The sequence below is a fragment of the Micromonospora sp. LOL_025 genome (assembly GCF_048060285.1).
GTDB lineage: Bacteria > Actinomycetota > Actinomycetes > Mycobacteriales > Micromonosporaceae > Micromonospora.
In genome coordinates, this window is record NZ_JBHMIR010000034.1 from 33,827 (window position 1) to 60,284 (window position 26,458).

16 protein-coding genes are annotated in these 26,458 nt (G+C 75.5%); 11 read left to right on the forward strand and 5 right to left on the reverse strand.

Annotated elements, in window-relative coordinates; translation table 11 throughout:
• Positions 1-79 precede the first annotated feature (79 nt).
• On the forward strand, positions 80-2,341 hold the full coding sequence (locus tag ACFHW0_RS27655; protein ID WP_416612258.1) for a catalase: 2,262 nt from the start codon (positions 80-82) through the stop codon (positions 2,339-2,341).
• Positions 2,342-2,454: 113 nt separating this feature from the next.
• Here the strand turns inward: ACFHW0_RS27655 and ACFHW0_RS27660 are convergent, their stop codons facing one another.
• The 4 genes from ACFHW0_RS27660 to ACFHW0_RS27675 form a co-directional block, all read right to left on the reverse strand.
• Entirely contained in the window at positions 2,455-3,327 is an 873-nt protein-coding gene (locus ACFHW0_RS27660) for a peptidoglycan DD-metalloendopeptidase family protein (protein ID WP_416612260.1), read from the reverse strand.
• 142 nt (positions 3,328-3,469) lie between these two features.
• Positions 3,470-3,892 (reverse strand): hypothetical protein, encoded by a 423-nt coding sequence (locus ACFHW0_RS27665; RefSeq protein ID WP_416612262.1) that lies wholly within the window; start codon positions 3,890-3,892, stop codon positions 3,470-3,472.
• Positions 3,893-4,135: 243 nt separating this feature from the next.
• Positions 4,136-8,410, reverse strand: coding sequence for a S8 family serine peptidase (locus ACFHW0_RS27670; RefSeq protein ID WP_416612264.1), 4,275 nt, complete (start codon positions 8,408-8,410; stop codon positions 4,136-4,138).
• Between the two features lie 269 nt (positions 8,411-8,679).
• Positions 8,680-9,210, reverse strand: a complete 531-nt coding sequence (locus ACFHW0_RS27675; RefSeq protein WP_416612266.1) for an adenylate kinase — start codon at positions 9,208-9,210, stop codon at positions 8,680-8,682.
• Positions 9,211-9,511: 301 nt separating this feature from the next.
• On the opposite strand from ACFHW0_RS27675, the gene ACFHW0_RS27680 reads away from it, so the two are divergent.
• A complete protein-coding gene (locus ACFHW0_RS27680; RefSeq protein ID WP_416612268.1) occupies positions 9,512-10,594 on the forward strand; it encodes a hypothetical protein in 1,083 nt (360 codons plus the stop codon).
• 135 nt (positions 10,595-10,729) lie between these two features.
• Here ACFHW0_RS27680 and ACFHW0_RS27685 read toward each other — a convergent pair whose 3' ends face one another.
• A complete protein-coding gene (locus ACFHW0_RS27685) occupies positions 10,730-11,878 on the reverse strand; it encodes a M20/M25/M40 family metallo-hydrolase (RefSeq protein WP_416612270.1) in 1,149 nt (382 codons plus the stop codon).
• Between the two features lie 97 nt (positions 11,879-11,975).
• Here ACFHW0_RS27685 and ACFHW0_RS27690 point away from each other — a divergent pair, with 97 nt between their 5' ends.
• From ACFHW0_RS27690 to ACFHW0_RS27730, 9 genes are all read left to right on the forward strand, one after another.
• On the forward strand, positions 11,976-12,674 hold the full coding sequence (locus ACFHW0_RS27690) for a GNAT family N-acetyltransferase (RefSeq protein WP_416612272.1): 699 nt from the start codon (positions 11,976-11,978) through the stop codon (positions 12,672-12,674).
• A 3-nt stretch (positions 12,675-12,677) separates the two neighbouring features.
• Complete coding sequence (locus tag ACFHW0_RS27695; protein WP_416612274.1) at positions 12,678-13,313, forward strand: MurR/RpiR family transcriptional regulator; 636 nt, start codon at positions 12,678-12,680, stop codon at positions 13,311-13,313.
• A gap of 85 nt (positions 13,314-13,398) precedes the next feature.
• Complete coding sequence (menC, locus tag ACFHW0_RS27700; protein ID WP_416612276.1) at positions 13,399-14,529, forward strand: o-succinylbenzoate synthase; 1,131 nt, start codon at positions 13,399-13,401, stop codon at positions 14,527-14,529.
• A gap of 138 nt (positions 14,530-14,667) precedes the next feature.
• Positions 14,668-15,966 (forward strand): MFS transporter, encoded by a 1,299-nt coding sequence (locus ACFHW0_RS27705; protein WP_416612278.1) that lies wholly within the window; start codon positions 14,668-14,670, stop codon positions 15,964-15,966.
• A gap of 70 nt (positions 15,967-16,036) precedes the next feature.
• Positions 16,037-16,258, forward strand: coding sequence for an MbtH family protein (locus ACFHW0_RS27710; protein ID WP_334609053.1), 222 nt, complete (start codon positions 16,037-16,039; stop codon positions 16,256-16,258).
• 21 nt (positions 16,259-16,279) lie between these two features.
• Positions 16,280-21,757, forward strand: coding sequence for a non-ribosomal peptide synthetase (locus ACFHW0_RS27715; protein WP_416612280.1), 5,478 nt, complete (start codon positions 16,280-16,282; stop codon positions 21,755-21,757).
• A 1-nt stretch (position 21,758) separates the two neighbouring features.
• Positions 21,759-25,067 (forward strand): non-ribosomal peptide synthetase, encoded by a 3,309-nt coding sequence (locus ACFHW0_RS27720; protein ID WP_416612282.1) that lies wholly within the window; start codon positions 21,759-21,761, stop codon positions 25,065-25,067.
• On the forward strand, positions 25,064-25,732 hold the full coding sequence (locus tag ACFHW0_RS27725) for a hypothetical protein (protein WP_416612284.1): 669 nt from the start codon (positions 25,064-25,066) through the stop codon (positions 25,730-25,732). Before ACFHW0_RS27720 ends, ACFHW0_RS27725 begins: the two co-directional genes overlap by 4 nt.
• A gap of 129 nt (positions 25,733-25,861) precedes the next feature.
• Positions 25,862-26,458 (forward strand): condensation domain-containing protein (locus ACFHW0_RS27730; RefSeq protein ID WP_416612286.1); only part of this gene is annotated, 597 nt, incomplete at its 3' end.

A 26,458-nucleotide genomic window follows, 5' to 3' on the forward strand; every position in this document is an offset into this window, starting at 1 on the left:
CGGTTCCGTTTCCGCCGCCCGCCTCGGGGTACGGGCCAGGACGCCTGCTCAACACCGTTCTCGTGGAGGAACTCGCCAGATGGATGCCAGCAAGCCCGCCAAGGCGGTCAAGGACGTGGTGGAGGCCGCAGCCGGGAAGGTGGCCGACGCGCTGACCCCGGACGTGCCCGGCGCGCCGGGTAGCGCCCCGCCAACCGTGGAGGAGCCGACGACGCCACACGATCCGCTGCCGCCCAAGAAGGAACAGGGCGCCCCGGAGACCCGTACGCCGACCGGCGCGGCGACCGGCGCGCCGACGACGGCGAACGGTCAGCAGGGCGCCTTCCTCACCACGGCGCAGGGGGCGCGGCTGCGCGACACGGACCACTCGCTGAAGGCCGGGCCGCGCGGTCCGGTCCTGCTCCAGGACCACCACCTGCGCGAGAAGATCACCCACTTCGACCACGAGCGCATCCCCGAGCGCGTCGTGCACGCGCGCGGGGCCGGCGCGCACGGCGTCTTCGAGGCCTACGGCACGGCCGAGGGCGTGACGAAGGCCGGCTTCCTGGCGAAGGGCAGGACGACCAACGTCTTCGTGCGGTTCTCCACCGTCCTCGGTTCGCGCGGCTCGGCCGACACGGTCCGCGACACCCGCGGCTTCGCGACGAAGTTCTACACCGACGAGGGCACCTTCGACCTGGTCGCCAACAACATGCCGGTCTTCTTCATCCAGGACGCCATCAAGTTCCCCGACATCATCCACGCCGGCAAGCCGCACCCCGACCGGGAGATCCCGCAGGCGCAGAGCGCGCACGACACCTTCTGGGACTTCGTCTCCCTGCACACCGAGGCGCAGCACCACACCATCTGGAACATGTCCGACCGTGGCATCCCGCGCTCGTACCGGACGATGGAGGGCTTCGGCGTCCACACGTTCCGGCTCGTCAACGCCGCCGGCGAGACGGCGCTGGCCAAGTTCCACTGGAAGCCCAAGCTGGGCGTGCACTCCCTGACCTGGGAGGAGGCGCAGCTGCTCGGCGGCGTGGACCCGGACTTCCACCGCCGGGACCTCTACGACGCCATCGAGGCCGGCGCCTTCCCCGAGTGGGAGCTGGGCCTCCAGGTCTTTCCCGACACTCCCGAGGAGACCTTCGCCGGGATCGACCTGCTCGACCCGACCAAGATCGTGCCGGAGGAGCTGGCGCCGGTGCAGCCGGTCGGGAAGCTGACGCTCAACCGGACGCCGACGAACTTCTTCGCCGAGACCGAGCAGGTCGCCTTCCACGTCGGCCACCTGCCGCCGGGCATCGACGTCACGAACGACCCGCTGCTACAGGGCCGGCTCTTCTCGTACGTCGACACGCAGCTCACCCGGCTGGGCGGGCCGAACTTCTCGCAGATCCCGATCAACCGCCCGCACGCCCCGGTCAACGACATGCTGCGCGACGGCTTCCACCAGCAGGCCGTCCACGCCGGGGTCGCACCGTACCGGCCGAACTCGCTCGACGGCGGCAACCCCTTCCCGGCCGGCGACACCGACGGCGCGTTCGTCGACGTGCCGGTGACGGTGACGGAGGCGCCCAAGGTACGCGCCAACCCGGTCTCGTTCGACGACCACTACAGCCAGGTCCGCCTGTTCTGGCTGAGCATGTCGCCGGTCGAGAAGGAGCACATCATCCGCGCCTACACCTTCGAGCTGGGCAAGTGCTACCACCAGGCGATCCGGGAGCGCCAGCTCCGGTGCCTCGCCAACATCGACCCGGTGCTGTGCGCGGAGGTCGCCACCGGGCTGGGTCTTCCCGCGCCGGAGCCGACCGTGCCGCTCGTCGACCCCGCGCCCAGTCCCGCGCTGTCGCAGGTGGGCAGGCAGTGGCCGGCCGACGGCCGCACCGTGGGCATCGTCGTCGACCCCACCGCCGGGCTCGACGACGTCGACGAGGTGCGCCGGGCGGTCTTCGCCGCCGGCATGGTGCCGCTCCTCGTCGCCCCGCACGGCGGCCTGGTGGGCGGCCTGCCCGTGCAGCGGACCTTCGCCACCGGCCGCTCGGTCGAGTTCGACGTGCTCCTGCTGGCCGGGGCGCCGGCGCCCGCGCCGGACGCGTCGCCGGCGCGCGACGCCAAGGCCGGCGCGGCGGCCTCCGCCGCCGTGGATCCGCGGGTGCTGCTGCTGGTCGACGAGTGCTGGCGGCACGCCAAGGCGATCGGCGCGTGGGGCGCCGGCGTCGACGTGCTGCGGCAGGCGGGGGTCGCCGGCACGCCCGGCGTCGTCACGGGCGGCTCCGGCGCCGAGGTCCTGACCGCCGTGCAGCAGCTGCTGGCCGCCCACCGGGTGTGGGAGAGGTTCCCCGCCTCGGTCGCCTGACGCGCTCGTCCGCCGACGAGGGCCGTCCCCCGCAGCATCGGGGGACGGCCCTCGTCGCGTCCGGTCGGCTCCGCGCCGCCGCCCGTCCGGCGGGCGCGGCGGGGCTGTCGCGGTCAGTCCCACCTGTCCTGGTTGAGGAAGCGGGCGAAGCCGCGCCACGAGTTGGCCCCCATGACCCCGTCGATCGGGCCGGTGTAGCCGTGCCCGGACGCGAGGCGCTGCACGGCGCGCCAGGTGTTCGGGCCGGGCTGGCCGTCGATCGGTCCGGTGTAGCCGTAGGCCCGCATGGCCCGCTGGAGTGCGGCGTAGGTGCCCGGCCCGGGCGCGCCGTCGATGGGGCCGGTGTATCCGGCGGTGAGCCGCAGCCAGTTCTGCATGCGCTGGTAGAGGATGGTGCCGGGGATGCCGTCCTGCTCGGTGGAGGTCTTGGGCAGTCGCCCGGGTGCGGGGTTCTGCCCGATGTAGGCCAGCGGGTTGATGCGTACGCCGGCCGGACTGATCATGTGCCAGTGGACGTGCGGCCCGGTGGACGAGCCCGAGCCCGGCGCGCCGGCCGCGCCGCCGGAGAGACCGACGACGGTGCCGCTGGACACGGTCGCGCCGTTGCCGAGCAGGAACTGCGACAGGTGCATGTACTGGCTGCGGTACCCGTCCGCGTGCTGGATGGTGACCGTGTGCCCACCCGTGCCGTTGTACGGGATGTTCTGGATGGTGCCCGCGCCGCAGGCGGGCAGGCGGGTGCCGACCGGCATGCCGAAGTCGACGCCGCCGAGCGAACCCCGGTTCAGGTGGTCCTGCCAGGTGCCGGTGACGGGGTAGCCGGAGAAGGGGTGGTAGATGGCGGGCGCGGCGTACGCGCGGCCGGGGACGGCCAGCCCGGCCAGGGCGCCCGCGCCGAGGGCGGCGCCGAGCAGCACCGCGCGGCGGTCGACACCGGCGACCGCCGGGCCGTCGCCGCAGCATCCGGGTTGGTCGAGATGGTCCATCGCGTGCTCCCTGCTGATCGGTACGCCGGTCGGGCCAGTGACCATACATAGCCACGGATAAATCTGTCGACCGCCCGCTCCGCCCCGGCGTCGTGCCACGGGCGACGTCCCTTCCGGCGCCGCGACCGCCCCACCGGGTCGCTCAGCCGCCCGGGCAGCGGTTGTCACCGCCGCTGTGCTCCTGGCAGGTCGTCGGCGCCGGGACGGGCGCGGCCGGCGGCCTGAGGGTGCGCGCGGCATCCACGGCCGCCGGCGTCAGCGCCGCCGCGACCACGACGGCCAGGAACAGGTAGACGAGCCCGGTGCGGCGGTACCGGCAGCCGAACGCCACCAGCGCGATGACGGCCGGTCCGCCCGCTGCCGTCGCCGCGAGGAACAGCAGCGCCCGGGCGGAGCGCCGCCCGATCTCCGCCGCCCGCCCGCCACCGTTCGAGTGGTGGTCGGCCCACCCTTCCATGCCGATGGTGAACAACCACCACAGCAATGCCAGGCACGCCCCCACCCAGGCCACCGTCAGGAGCACGACGGCGTACCGGGACCGGGCGGCGGGTGTCGACGAGGTCATGCCGTACAGCCTGCCGGGGCCGGGGCCGCGGGACGTGAGCCCGCGTACTCACCGCGCGGGCGGATCCTTCGCACCCGGGCACGCGCGCGGGGGCCGGGTCCGCGGTGGCCACGCGTCGGACGGCGGCCGTTGCGGCGGGAAGGGCCGCCGCCGGCGAGGACGGCGGCCCGCCGGTGCGGTCGCGACGGCGACCGCACCGGCGGGCCTGGCCCCGTCACCGACGGGCCGGGTGGGGAGGTCCGCTCACCACCCGCGGCACTGGCCGGACGTCGGGCCGCTGACCGTGTTGGCCACCCCGCCGTCCACCGGTGGCGGCTGGTTGCCGACGCACCGCAGCGGCCCGTCGATCCGGTTGCCGGACACCACGACCGGGGTGTCGCCGGTGCGGCTGTCGACCACGCTGACCGGCCCCGTCACCCGCGTACCGGCGATCAGGACCCGGCCGGTGACGCCGGTGACCGACAGCGGGCCGTCGACCGTGCTGCCCGTCAACTCCACCACCGTGGCCCCGGTGGCGGTCACCGGGCCGCTGACGCTGGCGTCGAGCGCGACCAGGCCCGCGCCCTTCGCGACGTTGACCGGTCCGAACACCGTGGCACCCGGCGCGAGGCAGGTCACCCCACCGTTGACCGGCAGCGGACCCCGACGCTCACCGCTGACGACCTGGGCGCAGGTCTGGTCGGTGACCTCGAGCGTCACCGGCAACGTCGTCAGCGGGTTGGACGGGTCGTCGCTGGTGACGCAGAGCTGGGCCCGGTAGGTGCCGGCGGCCAGCCCGGTGCTGTCCATCGAGAGCGTCACCTCGGTGGACCGGCCGGCACCGGTGCCGGCCGACGTGCGGGACGCCGTCAGCCACGGCACCTCGTCGGGCGTCACGCACGGCTGCAGGTCGGGCAGCCGGACGTGGGTGATGAACCGGGCGGCACCCTTGTCGTTCTCGACCTCGACCAGGCGGCCGGAGCGGTCGATCTCGTGGACCCCCTTGGAGCTGGTGGTCAGGATGTTGCCGTTACCGAGGGGGTGGACGCCCTGGTATCCGCTTCCGCCGGGGGGCGTGTAGACGCCGATCAGCTTGCCGTCGCGGTCCATCTCCCAGACTCCCGGGGTGGAGCCGCTGCCCCAACTCGCCGCGAGCACGTTGCCGTTCGGCAGCTCCGCGAGCTGGCCGGGCCAGCTCAGCCCCTGGAAGAAGCGGGCGTTGGCGGCGGAGCCGTCCTTCTTGAAGCTGTGGATGGCGTCGCTGTCGCTGGCCGAGACGAGCACGTCGTCGCCGCGGAACAGGATGCCCCACGGTCCCTTCAGCCCGTCGGCCCCCGGCGCGACGAACGTACCCAGGAAATTCCCGTCGGCGTCGAACTCGACCACCGAGTTGGCGTTCGCCTGGGAGGCGACCGTCACCAGCACGGTGCCGCGCGGCGAGAGCGCGATGCCCCGGGTGTTGCCCATGACCGTCGGATCTCCCTGACCGCCGGCGGGGGCGAAGACGCGCCGGAAGCTGCCGTCCAGGCCGTGCTCGGTGACCACCGAGTTGACCTGGTCGGACATGAGGAAGCCGCTGCCGTCCGGCTTGGCGACGACCTGGAACGGCGTGTAGAGGTTGCTGGTCGGGTCGAACTTGAAGTGCGGGATGAACTGTGGGTCGATCTGCTTGCCGGTCTGCGGATCGAACGCCATCACCCCACGGGTGGCGCTGCCCGAGTTGGGGATCAGCAGGACACCGTCCCGCAGGAGCTTGATCCGCTCGTCGCTCGGGCCGGCGTCCGGGTCGTCCAGCCGCCAGTCCAGCACGCCGTGCCCGGCGTTGCGTACCGCGAACTTCTGGCTGGTGACCAGCCCGGCCGGCTGCCGCGCGGAGAGCGACGTGGGTGCCACCTCGATCTTCGGCACCGGCACCACCGTCAGTTCCAGCGCGATCGTCGTCGTCGGCTGGTCCTGGTCGTTGCTGGCCAGGCACAGGTCGGCCCGGAACACGCCACCGTCGTCCAGGCCGGTCGAGTCGAGCGTGATCTGGATGTCCTGGCTCTTGAACGCGCCCAGGGTGCCCTGCGCCGGGGTCACCTTGACCCAGGTCGGCCAGGCGCAGTCGGCGCCGTCGCCGGTCGCCCGCCAGGTGAGTTCGGCGCCGCCGGCGTTGCCCACCTTGACGGTGTGGCTCTCGTTCTGCGCGACGTCCATGCTGGAGCTCAGCTCGGTCCTGTCGACCGTCAGGTCCGGGGCCGCGGGCAGGACGGCGACCGGGAAGTGGGCCTGGGCGATCGGCTGCCCGTCCGGCGCGTGCCGGGCGTCGGTGGTCAGGTCGATCGCGCCGAAGAGCCAGTTCTTGCGGGCGGTCCCGGTGACGTCCACCGTGACGGTCAGCTGCTGGCTGGCACCGGGCGCCAGGGTGAACCGCGTCGGCGCGACCGTGATCCGCGCTCCGGTCGGGGCCTGCGGCGCCACCTGGTAGGTCGCGGACACCTTGGCCACGCTGGACACCGTCCGGGTGAAGGTGCAGACCTTGAGGCAGTGGTGCTCGACGACGGCCGGCAGGTTCAGCGTCTGCGGGTCGCCACCGGCGTCGGGGTTGGCCGCGACGAAGTTCGCGGCGGTCTCGTCGAGCACGATGCCGGTCCGGGCGGCCTGGGCCAGGTTGATCCGGCCGGAGCCGATGTCGAACGCGTCGGCCGGCGTGCGGCCGTCCTCCTTGACCACCCCGTCGCGGTCCGCGGTGACCGCCAGCGCGGACCGGATCCGCGTCGGCGACCAGTCGGGGTGCAGTGCCGCCAGCAGCGCGCCGGCGCCGGCGACGTGCGGCGACGACATGGACGTGCCCTGCATGAAGGCGTACGTGGCCGGGTTGTCCTTCGCCGCCATGGTGGCGGCGAGGATGTTGCGGCCCGGGGCGGCCACGGTGGGCGCCAGCATGTCGAACTTGCTGGGCCCGCGCGAGCTGAAGTCGGCCACGACGTCGGTCCAGTCGCCGTTGCGCAGCACCTCGCTGCCGGGGTCGACGCGCACGGTGACGGGGCCGTCGGTGGCGGCCGCGTGGTCGCGCAGCCGCTGCCCGTCGGCGAGGGAGACCATCACGGCGGGGATGGTGGTCCCGGCGAGCGCGCCCATCGTGATCGGCGGGCCGCTGTACTGGTTGTGCACGACCACGCCGGTCGCGCCGGCGGCGGTGGCGTTCCTGACCTTCACGGAGAAGTCGCAGCCGCCCCGGGGCAGCAGGGCGACCTTGCCGCTGAACGCCGCTGCCGGGAACGGAACGCAGGCCTGCACGTTGTTCGCGTCGACGGCGCCGGAGTACCGGATCTCACCCTCGATGGGCGGGTTCGGCGAGTTCTCCCCGATCACGGCGGCGATGCCGGTGAGCGCCGCCGGGACGGGGGCCGGGCCCGTCACGTCGAGCCGGTGGGCGATGACCCGCTCGTGGCTGACCGCGGCGACGGACATGTTCCACGGCGCGGTCTTCGCGACGGTGCTGGCGCCCGGGCCGCTGTTGCCGGCGGAGGCGGCGACGAAGATGCCGGCCGAGTACGCCTCCAGGAACGCCTGATCGACGAGGTCCTTCCAGGGGTCGTCGCGACCGGAGATCGAGTAGTTGAGGACGTCCACGCCGTCGGCGATGGCCTGGTCCACGGCGGCGATCGTCGCCGAGGAGAGGCAGCCGAGGGCCATGCAGACCTTGTAGGAGATGACGTTGGCCCGCGGCGCGACCCCGGAGACCGTGACCTTGTGCGTGCTGGTGCCGACGGTCATGGTCGCCTCGTGCCGGTTGCCGGCGGCGGTCGAGGCGGTGTGGCTGCCGTGGCCGTTGTCGTCCCGGGCGTCGGTGCCGACCATCGACCAGGCGCCGATCAGCTTGTCGTTGCAGATCGCCTTGTGCTGGGGATGGGTCGGGGCACAGACGCCGGTGTACGTGCCCGTGCCGTACGGGTTGGTGTGCCGGTAGCCGTCGCCGTCCACGGCCGCGAACGACGGGTGCTCGGGGTTGATGCCCGAGTCGAGGATCCCGACGATGGCCCCCTCGCCACGGGTGCCGACGTTCTCCGCCGTCCTGCCCTCCCACACCGCGGGCGACTGGATCAGCGCGTTGCTGGTGTCGGTCGTCAGCTCCAGGACCTCGTCGGGTACGACCGCGCTGACCCCCGGCAGGCCGGACAGGTGCGCCGCCTCGTCCGCGCTGACCTCGACCGCCAGGCCGTTGACCACGTTGCGGTAGGTGTGGGCGACCCGCACGGAGCGGCCCAGGATCGCCTCCATCTCGTCCACCAGCGTGTCCTGCTGCCGCGCCAGCTCCTGCGCGTAGGAGGTGCTCGCCGCGGACCGGGTGTCGATCCCGCCGGTGCGTGCCGGCCTCGCCTGCGAGGCGGCCACCACCGACGGCTTGTCCATCTTGACCAGCCAGAGCCCGCTCCTGGGCTGTGCCTTGGTCGACGCCGGGCGGGCTGACGCCTCGGCTGTCGTGTCGCCCGCCGGCAGCGGTGCCGCCACGGCCGGGGCGGGGGCCACGGCGAGCAGCATGGTGCTCGCCGCCACCGCCGCGACCAGACGGGCCGGTGTCCGCCGACGGGAGGGGAACCTTCTTCGGGAGGGGGAATGTGCCACGGTGAGCTCCTAAGTCACTGAGCGGCGCGATCGGTGCTGTCTCGCTGCCTCGCCAGAGCCGGGGAGTGCTCGGTGCGGCTGGGTGCGATCGTGTGAAACCTAGGTGATCACGCAGGCCGAGGCAATGGCGTCCGTCCATCCGCGCACCTCACCGGAGGCGCGCGGGGGGACACCGCCCGCCGGAGCTGCGGGACGGGTCCTCATCGTCGGGGCAGTTCGGACAGCCAGCGCTCCAGGGCCGCCGGGGAACGGAACAGCAGCACCGGCGGCCCGGCCGGATCGGCCTGCCAGGCGCGCATCCGCCGCCGGGCCCGGCCGAACGCGGTGACGTGCCACACCAGGATCGAGTCCCGGGACAGCACGCTGCGCAGCGACTCGCGGTTGCCGTTGCAGATCTCCTCGCCGCTGACCAGCCGGTGGGCGGTGCGCCGCAGCAGCCGCCAGAAGGAGAGCCAGCGCGGGTAGTCCAGGCCGACGACCAGGTCGGCGCGCGCCAGCACCACGTCGCGCCACCCGTGGTACGCCCCGTCGAGGATCCAGCGGTCGCGCCGGCAGACCGCCTCGATCCGGCTGCGCTGCTCCGCGACCGGCACCTCCACCCAGCCCGGCTGCCACAGCAGGTCGTCGACCGGGTGCCACGGCGACCCGAGCCGCCCGGCCAGCCGCGCCGCCAGGGTGGACTTGCCGGCGCCGTACACCCCGTAGACGAGGACGCGGGCCGGTGCGGTCATCGCGGAAGCGTACGCCGCCGACGCCGGTCCGGTCGCGGCGACGGCGACGGCCCGGGTCGCCGGCACGGCGTCGCGGCACGGCGGGCCGCGACCGGGGCCGCGCGACCGGGGTCATACACTCATCCCCTGGTCACGCGCCCGGACGCCGCCCGCGTCGGGGCCGGCGACGCACCGGAGCCGGGCGGACGACAGCCGGTCACGGCACACGGTGTGGCGCCCGGGTCGGCAGGAGTGGATCACCCGGTTCGCGCACCGGCACGGCATTGCCGGACGGGGCGGACCGGCACCGAAGGGACTGCTGGTGAGGCGACGAGGCAACGGGACCCGGCGGCTGCGGGCCGCGGCGGGGACGGTCGTCGTCCTCGCCGTCGCGACGGCCCCCGGTGGTGCCGTGGCCGACCCGACACCCGCGGCGGCCCCCGGGACGCCGGTGTGCGAGGTGCGTGGCGGCCGGCTGAGCGAGATCTCCGGCATGGTCGCCACGGACGGCGGCTTCGTCATGATCAACGACGGCGCGGACGACGAGGCCCGCCGCCGCATCTTCTTCCTGGACGATCGGTGCTCCGTCGTGCGGACCGTGTCCTATCCGTCCCGGCCGCGCGACACCGAGGATCTCGCCGTCGGCGCGGACGGCACGGTCTGGGTGGCGGACATCGGGGACAACGACCGGTCGCGGCAGACGATCGCGGTGTGGAAGCTGCCGCCGGGAGCCGACCGGCCGGTGTTGTACCGCATGGCCTATCCGGACGGTCCGCACGACGCCGAGGCCCTGCTCGTGACCGGCGACGACCGGCCGGTGGTCGTCACCAAGTACTCGGCCAACCTGTACGCGCCGAGCGCCGCCCTGCGGGCGGGTACGACGGCGCCGCTGGTGAAGGTGGGGCAGGTCCGGCTGCCGGCCTCCACGACGAGCAACCCGTTCGGGGCGCTCGGTCGCACGGCGGTCACCGGCGCCGCCACCGCACGGGACGGGCGCCGGATCGTCCTGCGCACCTACGCGGACGCGTACGAGTTCGACGTGACCGACGGCGACGTGGTCGCCGCGTTGACCGGCGGCACGCCACGGGTCATCGCGCTGCCCGACGAGCCGCAGGGCGAGTCGGTCACCTACAGCCGCGACGGGCGGTCCCTGCTCACCGTGTCCGAGACCGCCGACCAGCCGCCGGGGACGATGCCCACGGTCCGGGGCTACCCGCTGCCGGCGGCCGCCGGGCCCTCCGCCCCGTCCAGCACGCCCGGGTCGACGGCCCGCGCCGCCGGCGACGGGGCCGGTCGCCCCGGTGGCGTGGGGACCTACCTCCTGGCGGCCGGAGCGCTCGGGCTGGCGCTGATCACCGTGGGGCTGGTCGCGCTGGTCCGCGCGCGGCGCGCCAGGTCGCGCTGACCCGCGACCGGGTACCCGGGTCGCGCCGACCCGCACGCGGCGGTCCGGGTCCCGCCGCCCGGTGTGCCGGGTCGAGGATCCGCGCGGCGGGCCGGGTCGTGGCAGCCGCCGCGGCTTCCGGGGTGCGCGCCCGGGTCAGGCGCCGTCCCCAGGGGACGGAGCCGCGGTGTGGAGGCCGGTGAACAGGGCGGCCAGCAGGTCGCTGCGCGCGTCGATGCCGGCCGCCGAGACCCACTCGTGCCGGGCGTGCGCGCCGCCACCGGGCGGGGCGAGCCCGTCGACGGTGGGGCGGCCGAGCGCACCCGTCGTGTTGGTGTCGGCGGCACCGTCCGCCGGGCGACCGGCGAGGCCCTGACCGAGGTCGGCGGCGATGCCCACGATCCGGTCGAGCAGGTGCGCCCCCGCCTCGTCCGGCCGCCAGGTGGGCCGGTGCGAGAGCAGCCGGGTGTCGAGCCGGGCGCGGGCGCGCACCGGGCGCAGCGACCGCAGGCCGGCGAGGACGGCGTCCTCGTCCGCCGGGTCGCTGAAGCGCAGTCCCAGTTCGACGTGGGCCCCGCCGGCCACCACGTTGGTCCGCCCCCCGCCGGCGATGGTGCCGGTGTTGAGCAGGACCGGCCGGCCCTGCACGAGTGCGCGCAGCCGTACGAGCTGGTCGACGAGCTCGTCGATGGCGTTGACTCCGGCGTCCGGGTCGAGCGCGGCGTGCGCCTCGACCCCGGTGGCCTCGATGCGGACCCGGGTGCTGCCGCGCCGGCCGGTCTTGAGGTCGCCGCCGGGGTGCGGCGGTTCCAGGCCGAGCACCGCGCGGGCCCGGGCCGCCTCGGCCCGGACCAGCCCGGTGGCGGTGGGCGAGCCGATCTCCTCGTCGGCGACGACGAGGACCCTGATCTCGGGGTGCGGGGCGCTCTGCCGCTCGACGCGCGCCGCCGCCGCGAGCAGTGCGACGATCCCGGCCTTCGTGTCGTACACGCCCGGGCCGCGGACGACGTCTCCCTCGACGGACCACGGCATGCCGGACAGCGTGCCGACCGGCCAGACGGTGTCGTAGTGGGTCAGCAGCAGCACCGGGTCGCCCGGGACCCCTCGCGCGGGGAGCGTCCAGACCAGATGGTCACCGCTCGGGTGCGGCACCCGGGCGGTGTCGAAGCCGGCGCGGGCGGCGTCGGCGTCGAGCACGTCGGCCAGCGCGGCCAGCGCCCGCCCGTCACCGGTCGGCGACTCGTGCAGCGTGTAGCGGTGCAGCGCGTCGAGCGCGGCGCGGGAATCTGACGGCGAAGAGGGCACATACGGACCGTATGGTCGCCGTGAGGCCTTGTCAACGGGCTCGAACATCGACACCATGGGCCACATACGATCGCTATCTTTCACATGGGAGTGGCTGATGACCGCTGACCCGCAGGGGATCGTGGCGCGTGACCTCGCCGGGCTCGCCGAGTGGACGGCGGCATCGGCGCTCTACCGGACCGTCTTCGGTTACCAGGGCCCCGAGCACGCCGTCAGCCCCCGCCTCCTGGCCGCGCTACGCGAGAACGCCGGGACCGCGGTCGGCGCGTTCGACGAGGACGGCTCCCTCGTCGGCTTCTGCTACGGCTTCACCGGCGTCGAGCACGGCGAGCTCTACCACTACTCGCAGGCGGCCGTGGTCGACGCGCGGGCGCAGGGGCGCGGCGTCGGCCGCCTGCTCAAGCACGCCCAGGCCGAGGCGGCACGACGCGCGGGCGCGCACACGATGCGGTGGACCTTCGACCCGTACGCGCTGCGCAACGTCCACTTCAACCTCAACGTGCTGGGCGCCGTCGGGATCCGCTTCCTGCCCGACTTCTACGACGACGGCGACAGCGACCGGGTCCTGGTCCGGTGGGACCTCGACCGTCCCGGGGGCGGCACCCGGGCGCCCGGGCACGGGCACGCGGCCGTGGACTCGCCCGCCGACGACCGTACCGCCGCGCGGAGGCCCGACGACCGGGCGCGACTGCGCCAGGAGCTGGTTGGCCGGTTCGCCGCGGGCGGGCGGCTCGTCGGCGTCGCGCGGCGGGCGGACACCCCCGGCCGCGTCAGCTACCTGTTCGCACAGGATTGACGCATGACCACGAGAAGATCGACGCCCTCGGAGCGCTTCGACCGCAACGTGCAGCGCAGGTCCGCGCAGGTGCTCAAGCAGCGGGTCCTGGAGCAGCAACGCACCGAGTTCGCCAAGGCGCTGGCGTGGGCCGCCGAGCAGGACGCCATCGAGCGGGCCGCGGCGCTCATCGTGTCGGCCCGGCGACGGTACCTGCTCGGCCACGGCAAGTCGCTCGGCTTCGCGTCCCTGCTCGCTGCCGACCTCAGCGCCGGGCTCTCCGGCGTCCACCTCGTCGACGGCGCGGCGCTGCGGCCCCTCGACGTGCTCAGCGACATCCGCCAGGGCGACCTGCTCGTGGCCGTCTGCATGGCGCGCTACCGGCGCGAGACCATCGACGTCGCCTCCGCCTACGTCCGCCACGGCGGTCAACTGGTCCTCGTCACCGACGCCGAGGACGCGCCGCTGGCCGAGAGCGCCGCCGTCCGCATCGTCATCGGCACCGACAGCGCCTCCTACGCCAACTCCCCCACCTCGGTGGTGCTCGCGCTGCACCTGCTCGCCACCCTGACCATCGCCAGCTCGAAGGGGGCCGGCCGCCGCCTGCGCGAGCGCGACGCCCTCGCCGCCGAACTCGATCTCTACCAGGAGGAGCCGTGACCGATTCCAGGCGAGGCGCAGGGGCTGCCGACGGGCCGGCCCGGGACGACCGGCACGGCGACGCCGGGCGCGGCGAGGTGACGGCGTGAGGCGGATCGAGGCGGTGGAGCTGCGTCGGGTCCGGCTGCCGCTCGTGCACCGGTTCCAGACCAGCTCCCACGCCAAGCGCGAGCTGGAGCACATCCTGGTCGCGCTCACCGACACCGACGGCGCCGTGGGGTGGGGCGAGATCGCGTCGCCGAGCGGCCCGTACTACTGCGCCGAGACCGTCGAGAGCTGCTGGGCGGTCGCCCGTGACCACCTCGCGCCGATGGTCCTGCGTACCGGCTGGGAGCACCCGGCGGACCTGGCCGCGACGCTCGGCCGGGTCCGGGGCAACCACTTCGCCCGCGCCGGTTTCGACATCGCCGCCTGGGCGTTGTGGTCGGCCGCCGAAGGCACCTCCCTCGCGCACGCGCTGGGCGGCACGCGCGGCAGCGTCGAGGCGGGGGTGTCGCTGGGGATCGAACCCACCGTCGACGACCTCCTCGCGCAGGTGCGGCTGCGAGTCGACGAGGGATACCGCAGGATCAAGCTCAAGATCGCGCCCGGCTGGGACGTCGACCCGGTGCGGGCCGTGCGCGCGGCACATCCGCGCGTGCCGCTGCACGTCGACGCCAACGGCGCCTACGAGGACACCCCGGAACACCGGGCCGTCCTGGCGGAACTCGACGGCCTGGGCCTGCTGATGATCGAGCAGCCGTTCGCGCCGCGGGCGCTCGTCGCGCACGCCGCCCTGCAGGAACGGATCGACACCCCCGTCTGTCTGGACGAGTCCGTCGAGGAGGTGGACGACCTCGTCACCGCGCTGCGCCTGGGCGCCGTACGCGTGCTCAACGTCAAGGTCTCGCGGATGGGTGGGCTGACCCACGCCGTACGGGCGCACGACCTCGCGCGCGAGCACGGCGTCCCGGTGTGGTGCGGCGGCATGCACGAGTTCGGGATCGGACGGGCCGCCAACGTCGCGCTGAGCGCGCTCGCCGGCTTCACGCTCCCCTCGGACGTCTCCGGCTCCGACAAGTACTACGCCCGCGACGTCACCACCCGCCCGATCGTGAGCGCCGACGGGCTCGTGGAGGTGCCCGCCGGGCCCGGGCTCGGGTGGGACGCCGACCTGACGTACATCGGGGAGAGGACCACCGACCGGCTCGTGCTGCGGGCGGACGGCGCGGCGTGACGGGCCCGGCGCGGCCGACGCCGGCGGGCCCGCACGCCGGCCGGCGGTGCGCGCCATCCCCACGGCACCGGACCCGGGTCCGCGCGCCGGGTCGGCGACGCCACCGGAGGCGACCGCCCGGGTAGCCTGACCGGCACCATGGACGGTCACCGATTCGCCGTGTCCCGGCTCCTGCCGCCGCCCGGGCTGCCCCGGGCGATCGCGTACCAGTCCGCCATGGTCGCCGTCGGCAGCGGCACCTTCCTCACCGGCAGCATCGTGTTCTTCACCGAGGTCCTCGGGCTCAGCGCCGTGCAGATCGGGATCGGCTTCTCGATCGCGGGGCTCGCCGGGGTCGCCACCTCGCTGCCGCTGGGCGCGCTGGCCGACCGGATCGGCGGGCAGCGCTCCTGGGCCGTCGGCGCGCTCGGCTCGGCGCTGACCTTCGCCGCCTATCCGCTCGTGACGTCCTTCGTGGGCTTCGTGGTGCTGATGGTGGTGGCCGCCGTGACCGACTCGTTCGCCAACGCCGGGCGCACCATCTACACCGCCGACGCCATGCCGGCCGGGGACCGGGTGCGGACGATGGCGTACGCGCGCTCGTACCTCAACGCCGGGTTCACCCTCGGCACCGGGCTCGGCGCGGTGGCGCTGGCGTTCGACTCCGCCGCCGCGCTCGTCGCCATGGTGCTGCTCAACTCCGCGTTGTCCCTGCTCAACGCCGGCCTCGTGACCCGGCTACCGGCCGCGCCGGTGGTACGCCACGATCGGGCGGCGACCGCCTCGCGGTGGGCGGTACTCAAGGACCTGCCCTACGTGACGACCGCCGTGCTGCTCGCCGTCATGATGTTCCACTCGGTGATCCTCGTCGAGATCCTGCCGCTCTGGGCGATCACCCACACCGACGCCCCCAAGCCGCTGCTCGGCGCGATGCTGGCCCTCAACACGGTGCTGGTGATCACGTTGCAGGTGCCCGCGTCGCGCGGCGCGGACTCGCTTCCCGGCGCGGCCCGCCTGATCCGCCGGGGCGCCCTCGTCACCGCGCTCGCCTGCCCGGTGGCCGCGCTCGCGGGCCGGACCGGCGGCGGATGGACCGTCCTCGCGCTCCTCGGCGTCGTGGTGCTGCTGACCACCACCGAATTGTGGTTCTCGGCGGCGCTCTGGTTCGTCCAGACCAACGTGCCGCCCGCCGCGTCGCGCGGGGTGTACCTCGGCACGGCACAGACGATCAGCTCGGCGGCGGACGTCTTCGCGCCGGTGGGTCTGACCCTCCTCGCGATTCAGACCGGCGGCTGGGGCTGGTGGGTCGTCGCGGCGATCTTCGTGGGCTGCGCGCTGGCCGCCGGCCCGGCCGTCGGCTGGGTCGCCCGGACGTCGCGGATCGACGCCGGCGCCGACGCGCCACCGCCGCCGTCCACACCGGACTCCGAGGCGGCCGTACGGCCCACGTCCGCGTGACGTCGGAAGATCGACCGATCCTTGACACGGAATCGACGTGGCTGAAATCCTTCCCGGCGAAGGGGGTCCGATGAGCGCAGACGACGACGACACCCGGACGTACGCCGTGGTCGTGAACGACGAGGAACAGTTCTCGATCTGGTGGGACGACCGTGAACTGCCCGCCGGCTGGCGGCGTGAGGGCACCACCGGGACACGCGGCGAGTGCCTCGCCCGGATCGACGAGGTGTGGACGGACATGCGGCCGCTGTCGTTGCGGCGTTGGATGGACGAGCACGCCGCCACCGGCTGACGCCGCACCGGACGAGGGCGCATGAACGACAGTTGCCAGCGGTATCCGGCCCTCGCCGTGCAACGCGGGATGGTGCTGCAGACTCTCCGGCGGCCCGCCGGAGGGGTGGACGTCCAGCAGGTCACGATCAGGTGGGACGGTCCGCCGGACCGGGACGCGTTCACCGCCGCCTGGCGGGCCGCGACCCGGCGGCACGCGGTGCTGCGTACGGCCTTCGAGGTCGACGGTGACCACGGCGTCGCGCAGGTCGTCCGGTCCACCGTGGCGCCGGACCTGCGGTGGCGGGAGACCACGCTCGACGACTTCCTCCCCACCGACCGGTACGAGCCCTTCGACGTGGGTCGGGCGCCCCTGCTGCGGGTCACCGCACTGAGCGACCACCACGTCGTCGTCACCTTCCACCACGCGATCCTCGACGGCCGCTCCACGCGGATGCTGCTCGACGAGGTCCTCGCCGACTACGCCGCGCGCCGGGCCGGTCGGGTGCCGGACCTGCCGCGCCGGCCGCCGTTCGCGGACTTCGTGCACTGGTGGGGCACGCGCGACCCGCGCACCGGCGACGCGTTCTGGAAGGGGTACCTCGGCGACGCCCCGATGCCCCGGGCGCTCCCGGGCCGCCTCGACGCGGAATCCGGCGCGCGCGGCGTGCCCGCCTCGCACGAGGTGGCCCTCACCCGGCCGGAGTCCGACCGGCTCCGCGCCGCCGCCGCGGCGGCGGGCGTCGGCGTCAGCGCCGTGGTCCACGCGGCCTGGGCGCTGCTGCGCGGCGGCTACGGCGGGGTCGACGACGTCACCTTCGCGGTCACGAGATCCTGCCGGTACGACAGCGTCCCGGACGCCGAGAAGATCGTCGGCCTGCTGCTCAACACGGTGCCGCTGCGGATCCGCCCCGATCCGCGGTGGACGGTGCGACGGTTCCTGGCCGACGTGGCGGACCGGATCCGCCGGCTGCGCGAGCACCAGCTCACGCCGCTGCACACCATCCTCGACCAGGCCGGCCTGGCGCCCGACACGCCGCTGCTGGACAGCCTGCTGGTCTTCGAGCGGCAGCGGCTGGCCACCGCCCTGGCCGAGGGCGGGCCGGAGGCGGCCCGGCGCTCGGCCCGCGTACACCGTATGCCCGGCTATCCGCTGACGGTGCACGCCTTCGACGAACCGGAGCTGCGCCTCGGCGTGACGTGGGACGGCAGCAGGCTCCTGGACGCCTCGGCCCGGCGGATCCTCGCCCAGCTGCACGACACCGTGCGTGAGTTGGCGCAGCGGCCGGACGCCCGCCTGGCCGACCTGGACCTCGGCGCCGCCGGCGAGGCGCCCCTGCGCGCCGCCTGGAACGCCACCCGGCGGCCGTACCCCCGCGACGCCTCCGTCCCCGAGGTCTTCGCGGCCCGCGTGGCCGACGACCCGGCTGCCACCGCGCTGGTCCTCGACGACCGCACCCTCTCGTACGCGGAGCTGGACCGGGCGGCCGACCGGCTGGCCTGGACGCTGCGCCGGCACGGGGTCGCCGGGGAGTCCCCCGTCGCCGTGCTGCTCCCCCGGGGCGAATCGCTGTTCCGGGCCCTGCTGGGCGTGCTCAAGGCCGGCGGGGCCTACCTCCCCGTGGACCCGGCCGCCCCACCCGCCCGGATCGCGGGCCTCCTCGCCGCCGCCGGCACCCGCCTGCTGCTGACCACCTCCGCGACCGCCGCCGGCCTGCCCGACCTGGGCCAGGTCCGGGTGCTGGACGTCGACGCGCCCGCCGGGGAAGCGGCGCCGGCCGGCCCGCCGCCGGGGCGGGTCCACCCGTCGCAGCTCGCCGCCGTCCTGCACACCTCCGGCTCGACCGGGGCGCCCAAACGGGTCGGGATCACCCACCGGGGCGTGGTGCGGCTGGTGACCGGCCCGGACTTCGCCACCCTCGGCCCCGGCGAGCGGGTGCTCCAGTTCGCCCCGACCGCGTTCGACGCGTCCACCTGGGAGATCTGGGGCGCGCTGCTGACCGGCGCCACGGCGGTGGTCGCGCCGCCGGACCCGGTGGACCTCACCCGGCTGACCGCGTTGCTGCGTACCGGCGGGGTCACCGTCGCCTTCCTCACCGCCGGGCTCTTCCGGCAGCTCGCCGAGGAGGACGTCACAGCGCTGGCGGGGGTGCGGCAGCTGCTCACCGGCGGCGACGTGGCCGACCCGGGCGCGGTCCGCGCCGTGCTCGCCGCGCGCGGCGGGCTTCCGCTGGTCAACGCGTACGGGCCGACGGAGAACACGACGCTGACCAGTTGCCACCTGATGAGCGGCGCCGGGCCGGTGGGCGACCGGGTGCCGATCGGCCGTCCCGTGCCGCAGAGCACCGTCCACGTGCTCGACGCAAGCGGCCGGCCGGTGCCGGTCGGGGTCGCGGGCGAGCTGTACACCGGCGGTGACGGGCTGGCCCGCGGCTACCTCGGCGACCCGGCGGCGACCGCCCGGGCGTTCGTGCCGGATCCGCAGGTGCCCGGCGAGCGCCTCTACCGGACCGGTGACGTCGTCCGCTGGCGCGCGGACGGGGTGCTGGAGTTCCTCGGCCGCCACGACGACCAGGTGAAGATCCGGGGGTTCCGGGTCGAGCCGGGCGAGGTGGAGGCGGTACTCAGCACGCACCCGCAGGTCGCCGCGGCGGCGGTGGGCGTACGGGGCGACGGGCCGGAGCGGCACCTGGTCGGCTACGTCACGCCGGCCGGCGCGGCGGTCCCGACCCCGGCGAACCTGCGTGAGCACGTGGCCGCCCGGCTGCCGGCCCACCTGGTGCCGGCCGCGTTCGCCGTCCTCGACCGGTTGCCGTTGACCGCGTACGGGAAGGTCGACCGGGCGGCGCTGCCGGCGCCCGACCTCGCCGGGACGGATCCGGACGTCGCCGGGCCCGCCACGCCGACCGAACACCGGCTGGCCGGGCTCTGGTCCCGGCTGCTGCCCGGCGGGCCCCCGCCCGCGAGCATCGGGCGGGAGACCGGCTTCTTCGCCCTCGGCGGCAACTCGCTGACGGTCACCCGGCTGATGTTCCGGATCCGCGAGGCGTTCGGCGTGGAACTCGGCGTGGGCCCGTTCTACCGGGCGCCGACCCTGGCCGCGACGGCGGCGGCGATCGACGCGGCGACCGGATCGGCACCCGGCGGCCGGGCGGGGACGGGGCCGGCGCTGCGCCGCCGCGACCGGGTGCCGCACCGCAGCGACCGGGACCTGCCCGCGCACCTGGCCCGGCTGACCGACGGATGGGCCCTGTGGCGGACCGTCTGCCTGCGGGGCGCGGGCCTCCCGGCCGACCTGCTGGCCCCGCTCGGCGACGCGGAGCTGGCCGCCGCCGCCGACCGGGTGGTGGCGGCCCGGGCCGACGGGGACCCGGCCGGCATCGCCCGCGCCGAGGCGGCGTACGCGACCGCGTACCCGGGGGCGGTCGACCGGCTCACGGTGGCGCTGCACGCGGTGGCGGCCCACCCCCGCTTCCGCGAGGCGGTGGCCTGGCAGAACCCGCACGCGCTGCGCACCGGCGTCGACGCGCTGCTGCGCCGGGGCCCCGGCAACCCGACCCGCAACACCAAGCACCGCCAGCACGAGGCGCTGGTCACCAGCTACCTCCAGCGCTACTGCGCGAAGAACGACACCATCGGCTTCTTCGGGCCGGTCGGCTGGGCGCGGATCGAGCCGGGCACCGGCGTGCGGGTCGACCCCGCCGACCCACCCGCGCTGCTCGCCGGGCGGACGGTCTACCTGGAGGGGTGGGCGGTCGCCGCGGTGCTGGCGCCGTACGCGAAACGGCTGCGCCCGTGGCTCGTACCCCGGCTCATGCCCTTCCTGGAGCTGGCCGGGACGACGCTGCGGGTGCCGCTCGCCCCGCCGGTGGCGCTCACCGACGCCGAGGCGGCGGTGCTGCGCGCCTGCGACGGGATCCGCGACGCCGACGAGGTCGCCGGGGCCGTGCTGGCCGAGCAGGGTTCGGGACTGCGGTCGACGCGGGAGGTGCACGAGGTGCTGGAGACGTTGGCCGGGACCCACCGGATCGCCTGGCAGCCGGAGGTGGCGCCGCACGACACCCGGCCGGAGCGGACCATGCGGGCCCGGCTGACCCGGGTCACCGACGAGGCCGTGCGCGGGCCCGCCCTCGCCGCCCTGGACGAACTCTGCGCCGCCCGGGACGCGCTCGCCTCGGCGGCCGGCGACCCGGAGCGGTTGACCGGTGCGATGGCCGACCTGGAGGCCACCTTCACCCGGCTGGCCGGCGTCCCGGCCACCCGGCGCGCCGGCACGATGTACGCCGGCCGCACCCCCGTCTACGAGGAGTGCCTGCGCGCCGGCACGGTCGGCGTCGGCGAGGCGGGCCTGGACGGGATCCGCGACGCGCTCGGCCTGGTGCTGGAGAGCGCGCGCTGGTTCACCGCCGCCGGCGCGACGCTCTACCGGCGCCTCTGCGCGGACATCTACCGGCGCCGGGCCGCCGAGCTGGGCACCGACGTGGTCCCGCTGGCCGACTTCTGGCTGCTGGCCGGCGAGGCGCTGTTCCACCCGCCGCAACGGCTGACCGCCCTGCTCACCGCCGCGCTGCACCGGCGCTGGGCCGACGTGCTGCCGCTGCCGGCGGGCGGGCGACGCGTCCGGCTCACCGCGGCGGAGCTGGCCCCGGCGGTGGCCGCCGCCTTCCCACCGGGACGGCCCGGCTGGCCGACCGCGCGGCAGCACAGCCCGGACCTGATGCGGGCCGGCGACGAGTGGGTCCTGGGCGAGCTGCACCCGGGCGTCAACACCCTGCGGTACGCCACCTGGGTCGCCTACCACCCGGAGGCGGACGCGCTGCGCGCCGCGCTGGCCCGGGACGTGGGCACCGGGGCGGTCTATCCCGCCGAGACCGGTCAGGAGGGCGGCGTGCCGACCAGGCAGAGCAACGCGCTGACCGGACCCGACGACATCCGGTTGGTGTTCGCGCACGACTCGTTCGGGCACGACCCGCGCCGCAGCCTGCGCGTCGGCGAGTGCGACCTGGTCGACACGCCCGGCGGGCTGCGGGTACGGTCGCGCGACGGGCGGTTCGACGTGGACCTGATGCACGTCCTCGGCGACGTGGTCGGCGCCGGGCTGTCCCAGCTCTTCCGCGTCCTGCCCCCGGCGGCGCACCAGCCCCGGATCACCATCGACTCCCTCGTGGTCAGCCGCGAGGCGTGGACGTTCGCCGCCGCCGACCTCGCCTTCGCCGACACCCGCGACGAGGCGCTGCGGTTCCGGCAGGCGCGGGCCTGGGCCGGCGCCCACGGCCTGCCGCGCCACGTGTTCCTGCGCTGCGCGGGCGAGCGGAAACCGGTCCACGCCGACCTGACCAGCCTCGCCTCGGTCGACCTGGTGTCCCGGTCGGTCCGCCGGGCCCGCCGGCACGCCGGCGACGACGCCACGGTGGCAGTGGTGGAGATGCTGCCGGCGCCGGACCAGCTCTGGCTGACCGGTCCCGACGGGCGGTACACCGCCGAGCTGCGGGTCGTCGCGGTCGACGGGCAGGTGCGCTGAGATGGCCGTGTTCGAGTTCCCGGCGTCGGCCGCGCAACGGCGGATGTGGCTGCTCGACCAGCTCGACCCGGGTCAGCCGACCTACCACGTCGGGTGGGCGGTGTGGCTGGACGGCCCGCTGGACACGGCCGCGCTCGACGGGGCATGGGCGGCGGCGGTCGAGCGGCACGAGATCCTGCGCACCACCTTCCGGGCCAACGGCGGACGGCCGATCCAGGTGATCGACGACAGCGCCCGCGCGAGCGCCGTCGAGGTCGTGGCGCTGGACGAGCTGCCCGAGGCGGACCGGGAGGCGGCGGCCCGGGTCGCGCTGCGGGAGCACGCCCGCACCCCGCTGCCGCTGGACCGTGGCCCGCTGACCCGGGTCACGCTGCTGCGGCTCGCCCCGCAGCGGCACGTCCTGGCGCTGGTCGCGCACCACGCGATCGTCGACGGCTGGTCGTTCCGGCTGCTCTTCGACGAGATCTCCGCCGACTACGAGGCGCTACGCGCCGGCCGGCCGCCCGTCTCGGCCGAGCCGCCCCTGCAGTACGCGGACTTCGCCCTCTGGGAGCGGGAGCACGACGACGCGGGCGGCCACGTCGAGGCGGAACGCTTCTGGCCGGTCGAGCTGGCCGGTGCCCCGCCGGAGGTGCCGCTCCCGGTCGACCACCCGTACCCCGACCGGCTGTCGCCGGCCGCCGGCGAGGTGGCGGTGCCGGTCGACGGGGAGCTGGCCGGGGCGCTGCGCCGCCTGGCCGGGGCGCGGGGCAGCACCCTCTTCGCCGTGCTGCTGACCGCGTACGCGGCCCTGCTGTCCCGGCTCAGCGGCGCGGACGACGTGCTCGTCGGCGTGCCCGTGGCCGGGCGCACCCGGATCGAGACCGAGCCGATGCTGGGTCTGTTCGCCAACACCGTCGCGATCCGGGCGGCGCTGCACGGCGAGCCGACCCTCGCCGAACTGCTCGACCGGCTGCACGCGGCCACCGCGCGCGCCCAGGCCCACCAGGACCTGCCGTTCGCGCGGGTGGTCGAGCTGTGCCGGCCACAGCGGCAGCCGTCGCGGGCGCCGCTGGTGCAGGTGATGTGCACGGTCGAGGAGGCCCTGGCGCCGCTGGAGCGGGGGGCGCTGCGCTGGCGGCCGGAGCTGGTGCCCACCGGCACCGGCAAGTTCGAGCTGGAGCTGGCCGCCGTCGCCGGCCCCGACGAGCTGACGGTGCGCCTGCGGTACCTCACCGACCTCTTCACCCCGGCCAGCGCGGGCCGGTTCGCCGACGCCCTGGGCGCGATCCTGACCGCGCTGGCGACCGCCCCGCAGACCCGCGTCTGCGACGTGGACCTCCTCTCCCCCGCGACGGCGGACCTCGTCACCCGGGTGTGGCCGGCCGCCCGGTCCGGGTCGCTCCCGCCGCCGGGCAGCACCGCGGCGGCGCTCGTGACCGGGATCGACGTCGGCGACCGGGTGGTCATCGCCGACGACGACGTGACGCTGACCGGCGACGCGCTGCGCGGGCTCGCGGGCCGGATCGCCACGGGGCTGCGCGGGCTCGGCGTACGGGTCCAGGAGACCGTGGGCATCGTCCTGCCCCGGGGAGCGCGTCCGCTCCCGGCCCTGCTGGGCGTCTGGTGGGTCGGGGCGGCGTACCTGCCGCTCGACCCGACCCATCCGCCGGGGCGGCTGCGCGGGATGCTCGCCGACGCCGGGGTGCGGGTGGTCGTCACCGACAGCGGGGCCGTCCCCGCGCCGCTGCTGGCCGAGCTGGCCGCGTCGGTGACCCTGCTCGACCTGGCCGGACCGGAGCCGACGGGCGCGGGGGCCGAGCCGGCGGTGGCGCCACCGTGCGCGGTGCCGGCGACGGCGGCGGCGTACGTGCTGTTCACCTCGGGGTCGACCGGCCGGCCGAAGGCGGTCACCGTCACCCAGGGCGCGGTGGCGCACCTGCTGCACGCGTTCCGCGAGATGATCCCGCTGGGGCCGGCCGACCGGGTCCTCTCGGTGAGCCCGTTCGCGTTCGACATCGCCCTGCTCGACCTGCTCCTGCCGCTGCTGTGCGGGGCGCCGGTGGTGGTCGCCGGCGACGACGACGTGATCGACGGCAACCGGTTGCGCCGGCTGCTCACCACGGTCGGGGCCACGATGCTCCAGGCGACGCCGACGACCTGGCGGATGCTGGTCGCGGCCGGCGGGGTGCCGGCGGGGGTGCGGCTGCGCCTCAGCGGCGGGGAGGCGCTGCCCCGGGCCCTCGCCGACGCCCTGGCCGAGCCGGGCACGCGCCTGTGGAACCTCTACGGCCCGACCGAGACGACCGTCTACTCCACCGGGGCCGAGGTCGAGCCGGGGTCGGCGCCGCCGGACCTGGGCCCGGCCCTCACCGGCAGCCGGGTCTACGTCCTGGACCGGTGGCTGCGGCCGGTGCCGCCGGGCGTCGTCGGCGAGGTCTGCATCGGCGGCGCGGGGGTCGGCCGGGGCTACGCCGGCGCGCCCGGTTGGACCGCCGAGCGGTTCGTGCCCGACCCGTTCACCCCCGGCGGCCGGCTCTACCGCAGCGGGGACCTGGGCCGCTGGCTGCCGAGCGGGCGGATCGAGCCGCTGGGGCGGGCCGACCGGCAGGTCAAGGTGCGGGGGTTCCGGGTCGAGACGGCGGAGGTCGAGGCGGTGCTGCGCGGCCACCCGCAGGTCCGCGACGCCGTCGTGACGACCGCGTCCGACGTGGCGCACGACGGCGTGCGGCTGGTCGGGTACGTGGTCACCGACCCGCCCGCGACCGATCCGCCGGCGGGGCTGGCCGAGCACGCGCGCCGGTTCCTGCCCGCGCACATGGTGCCGGCGGTCCTCGTGGCGCTGCCCGAGGTGCCCCGGACCTCCCGCGGCAAGCTGGACCTGCGCGCCCTGCCACCGCCCGGCAGAGGTTCCGGCTCCGGCGAGGCGCCCGTCGCCCCGCGTACCCCGTTGGAGCGGGAGCTGGCGGGGTTGGTGGCCGAGCTGCTGGGCCTGCCCGGCCCGGTCGGGATCGCCGACAACTTCTTCGTCCTGGGCGGGCACTCCGTGAAGGCCACCCAGCTGATGGCCCGGGTCTGGACGACGTACGGGGTCGACCTCCCGGTCCGGACGCTCTTCGACGACCCGACCGTGGCCGGGCTGGCCGCCGCGGTCACCGCCGCCGGGGCGGGCACCCGCGCGGGGTCCGACGCGACACCCGCCGGCGTCGCACCGGCGGGGGCCGGCGCTCCGGCTCGGCCCGACGGCGCGGGATACCTCGACACGTTGACCGACGACGACGTCGACGACCTCCTCGCCGGCATGGACGGGCCGTCGAGGTGGGACGGGTGAGCGGTCCGCCGCAGCCGCCGGCCTGGCTGGCGGCGGTGCTCGCCGCGCTCGCCGAGGGCCACGCCCCGGCCGCGCCGGTCTGGCGTCTGCGGGTCGACGCCGAACTCGACCGGCTCGCCGGCCGGGTGCCGTTCCCGGTCGTGCACGACTGGCACGCCCGCGTGCTCGCCTCGACGCACGGCGGTGACGCCGGCCGGGCGGTGGGTGACCTGCACCGGCGGGCGCTGGCCGGCGACCGGGTCGGGGCCGACGAGTGGCGCGGCGCGCTCCGGCCCGCCCTGCGCGCGCTGTACCGGGCCGCCTACCCGTACGCCGAGGCGCGGGCGGTCGCGTACGCCAACGCCGAGGTCTACGCGACCGCCAACGGCTACGGTCCCGACGAGGTGGTCGAGTTCGCCGCGCACTACGCCGACCTCAGCACCGGGGCCAACGCCGAGGCGTTCGCCGACGCCAACGCCCTCGCGAACGCCGACGCGCTGGCGGGCGCCCTGGCGCGGGCCGACGCGTCGGCGTACGCCGGGACGTACCCGGCCGCCCTGGTGCGCGCGTACGCCCTGGCGGCGGCGAACCGGGCCGGCGCGGCGGGTGCGCCGCACGTGCTCCGGGCGGCGTACGGACGGCTCGCCGACGCGCTGGCCGAAAGTCTGAGCCGCGTGTCGGATTGAGGTCTCCGGACCGGTCCGTCGGTCCCTGGTCTCGGCCTGTCGAGTCGTCTACTGTGGATCCACTTCGGCCTATGTCAGGTGGCGCAGTCTGGTGGCGCGGCGGGCCGGCGGGGAATCGAGGGGGCACACTTGCCGGACGACAAACCGACCCGTGTTCCGGCCCCCGGTCGCGTCCCACCGGCACGGACCCCCACCGAGGTCGAGCGCCTGCCGGAGCGGTCCGGCCTGCTGCCGCTCTCCTTCGCGCAGCGGCGGTTGTGGTTCCTGGAACGCCTCGGCAGGGTCGGTCACGCCTACCACATGCCCCTCGCCCTCCAGCTCGACGGCCGGCTCGACCGGGACGCGCTGCGGGCGGCCCTGGACGCGCTGGTCGCCCGGCACGAGGTCCTGCGTACCCGCATCGTGCCCGACGGCGCCGAGGCGGGCCAACGCGTCGACCCGCCCGGGGCCGCGTTCCCGCTCGGGCTCGACGACCTGACCGGGCACACCGATCCCGCCGCCGCCCTGGCCCGACTCCAGCAGGAGGAGAGCACCGCCCCGTTCGACCTGGCGGCCGGCCCGCTGTTCCGGGGCCGTCTCGTCGTCCTCGCCCCGGACCGGCACGTGCTCCTGCTGACGATGCACCACATCGTCTCCGACGGGTGGTCGCTGGGGATCCTGACCCGTGAGCTGGGGGTGCTCTACGCCGCGCACCACCACGGCCGGCCCGACCCCCTGCCACCCCTG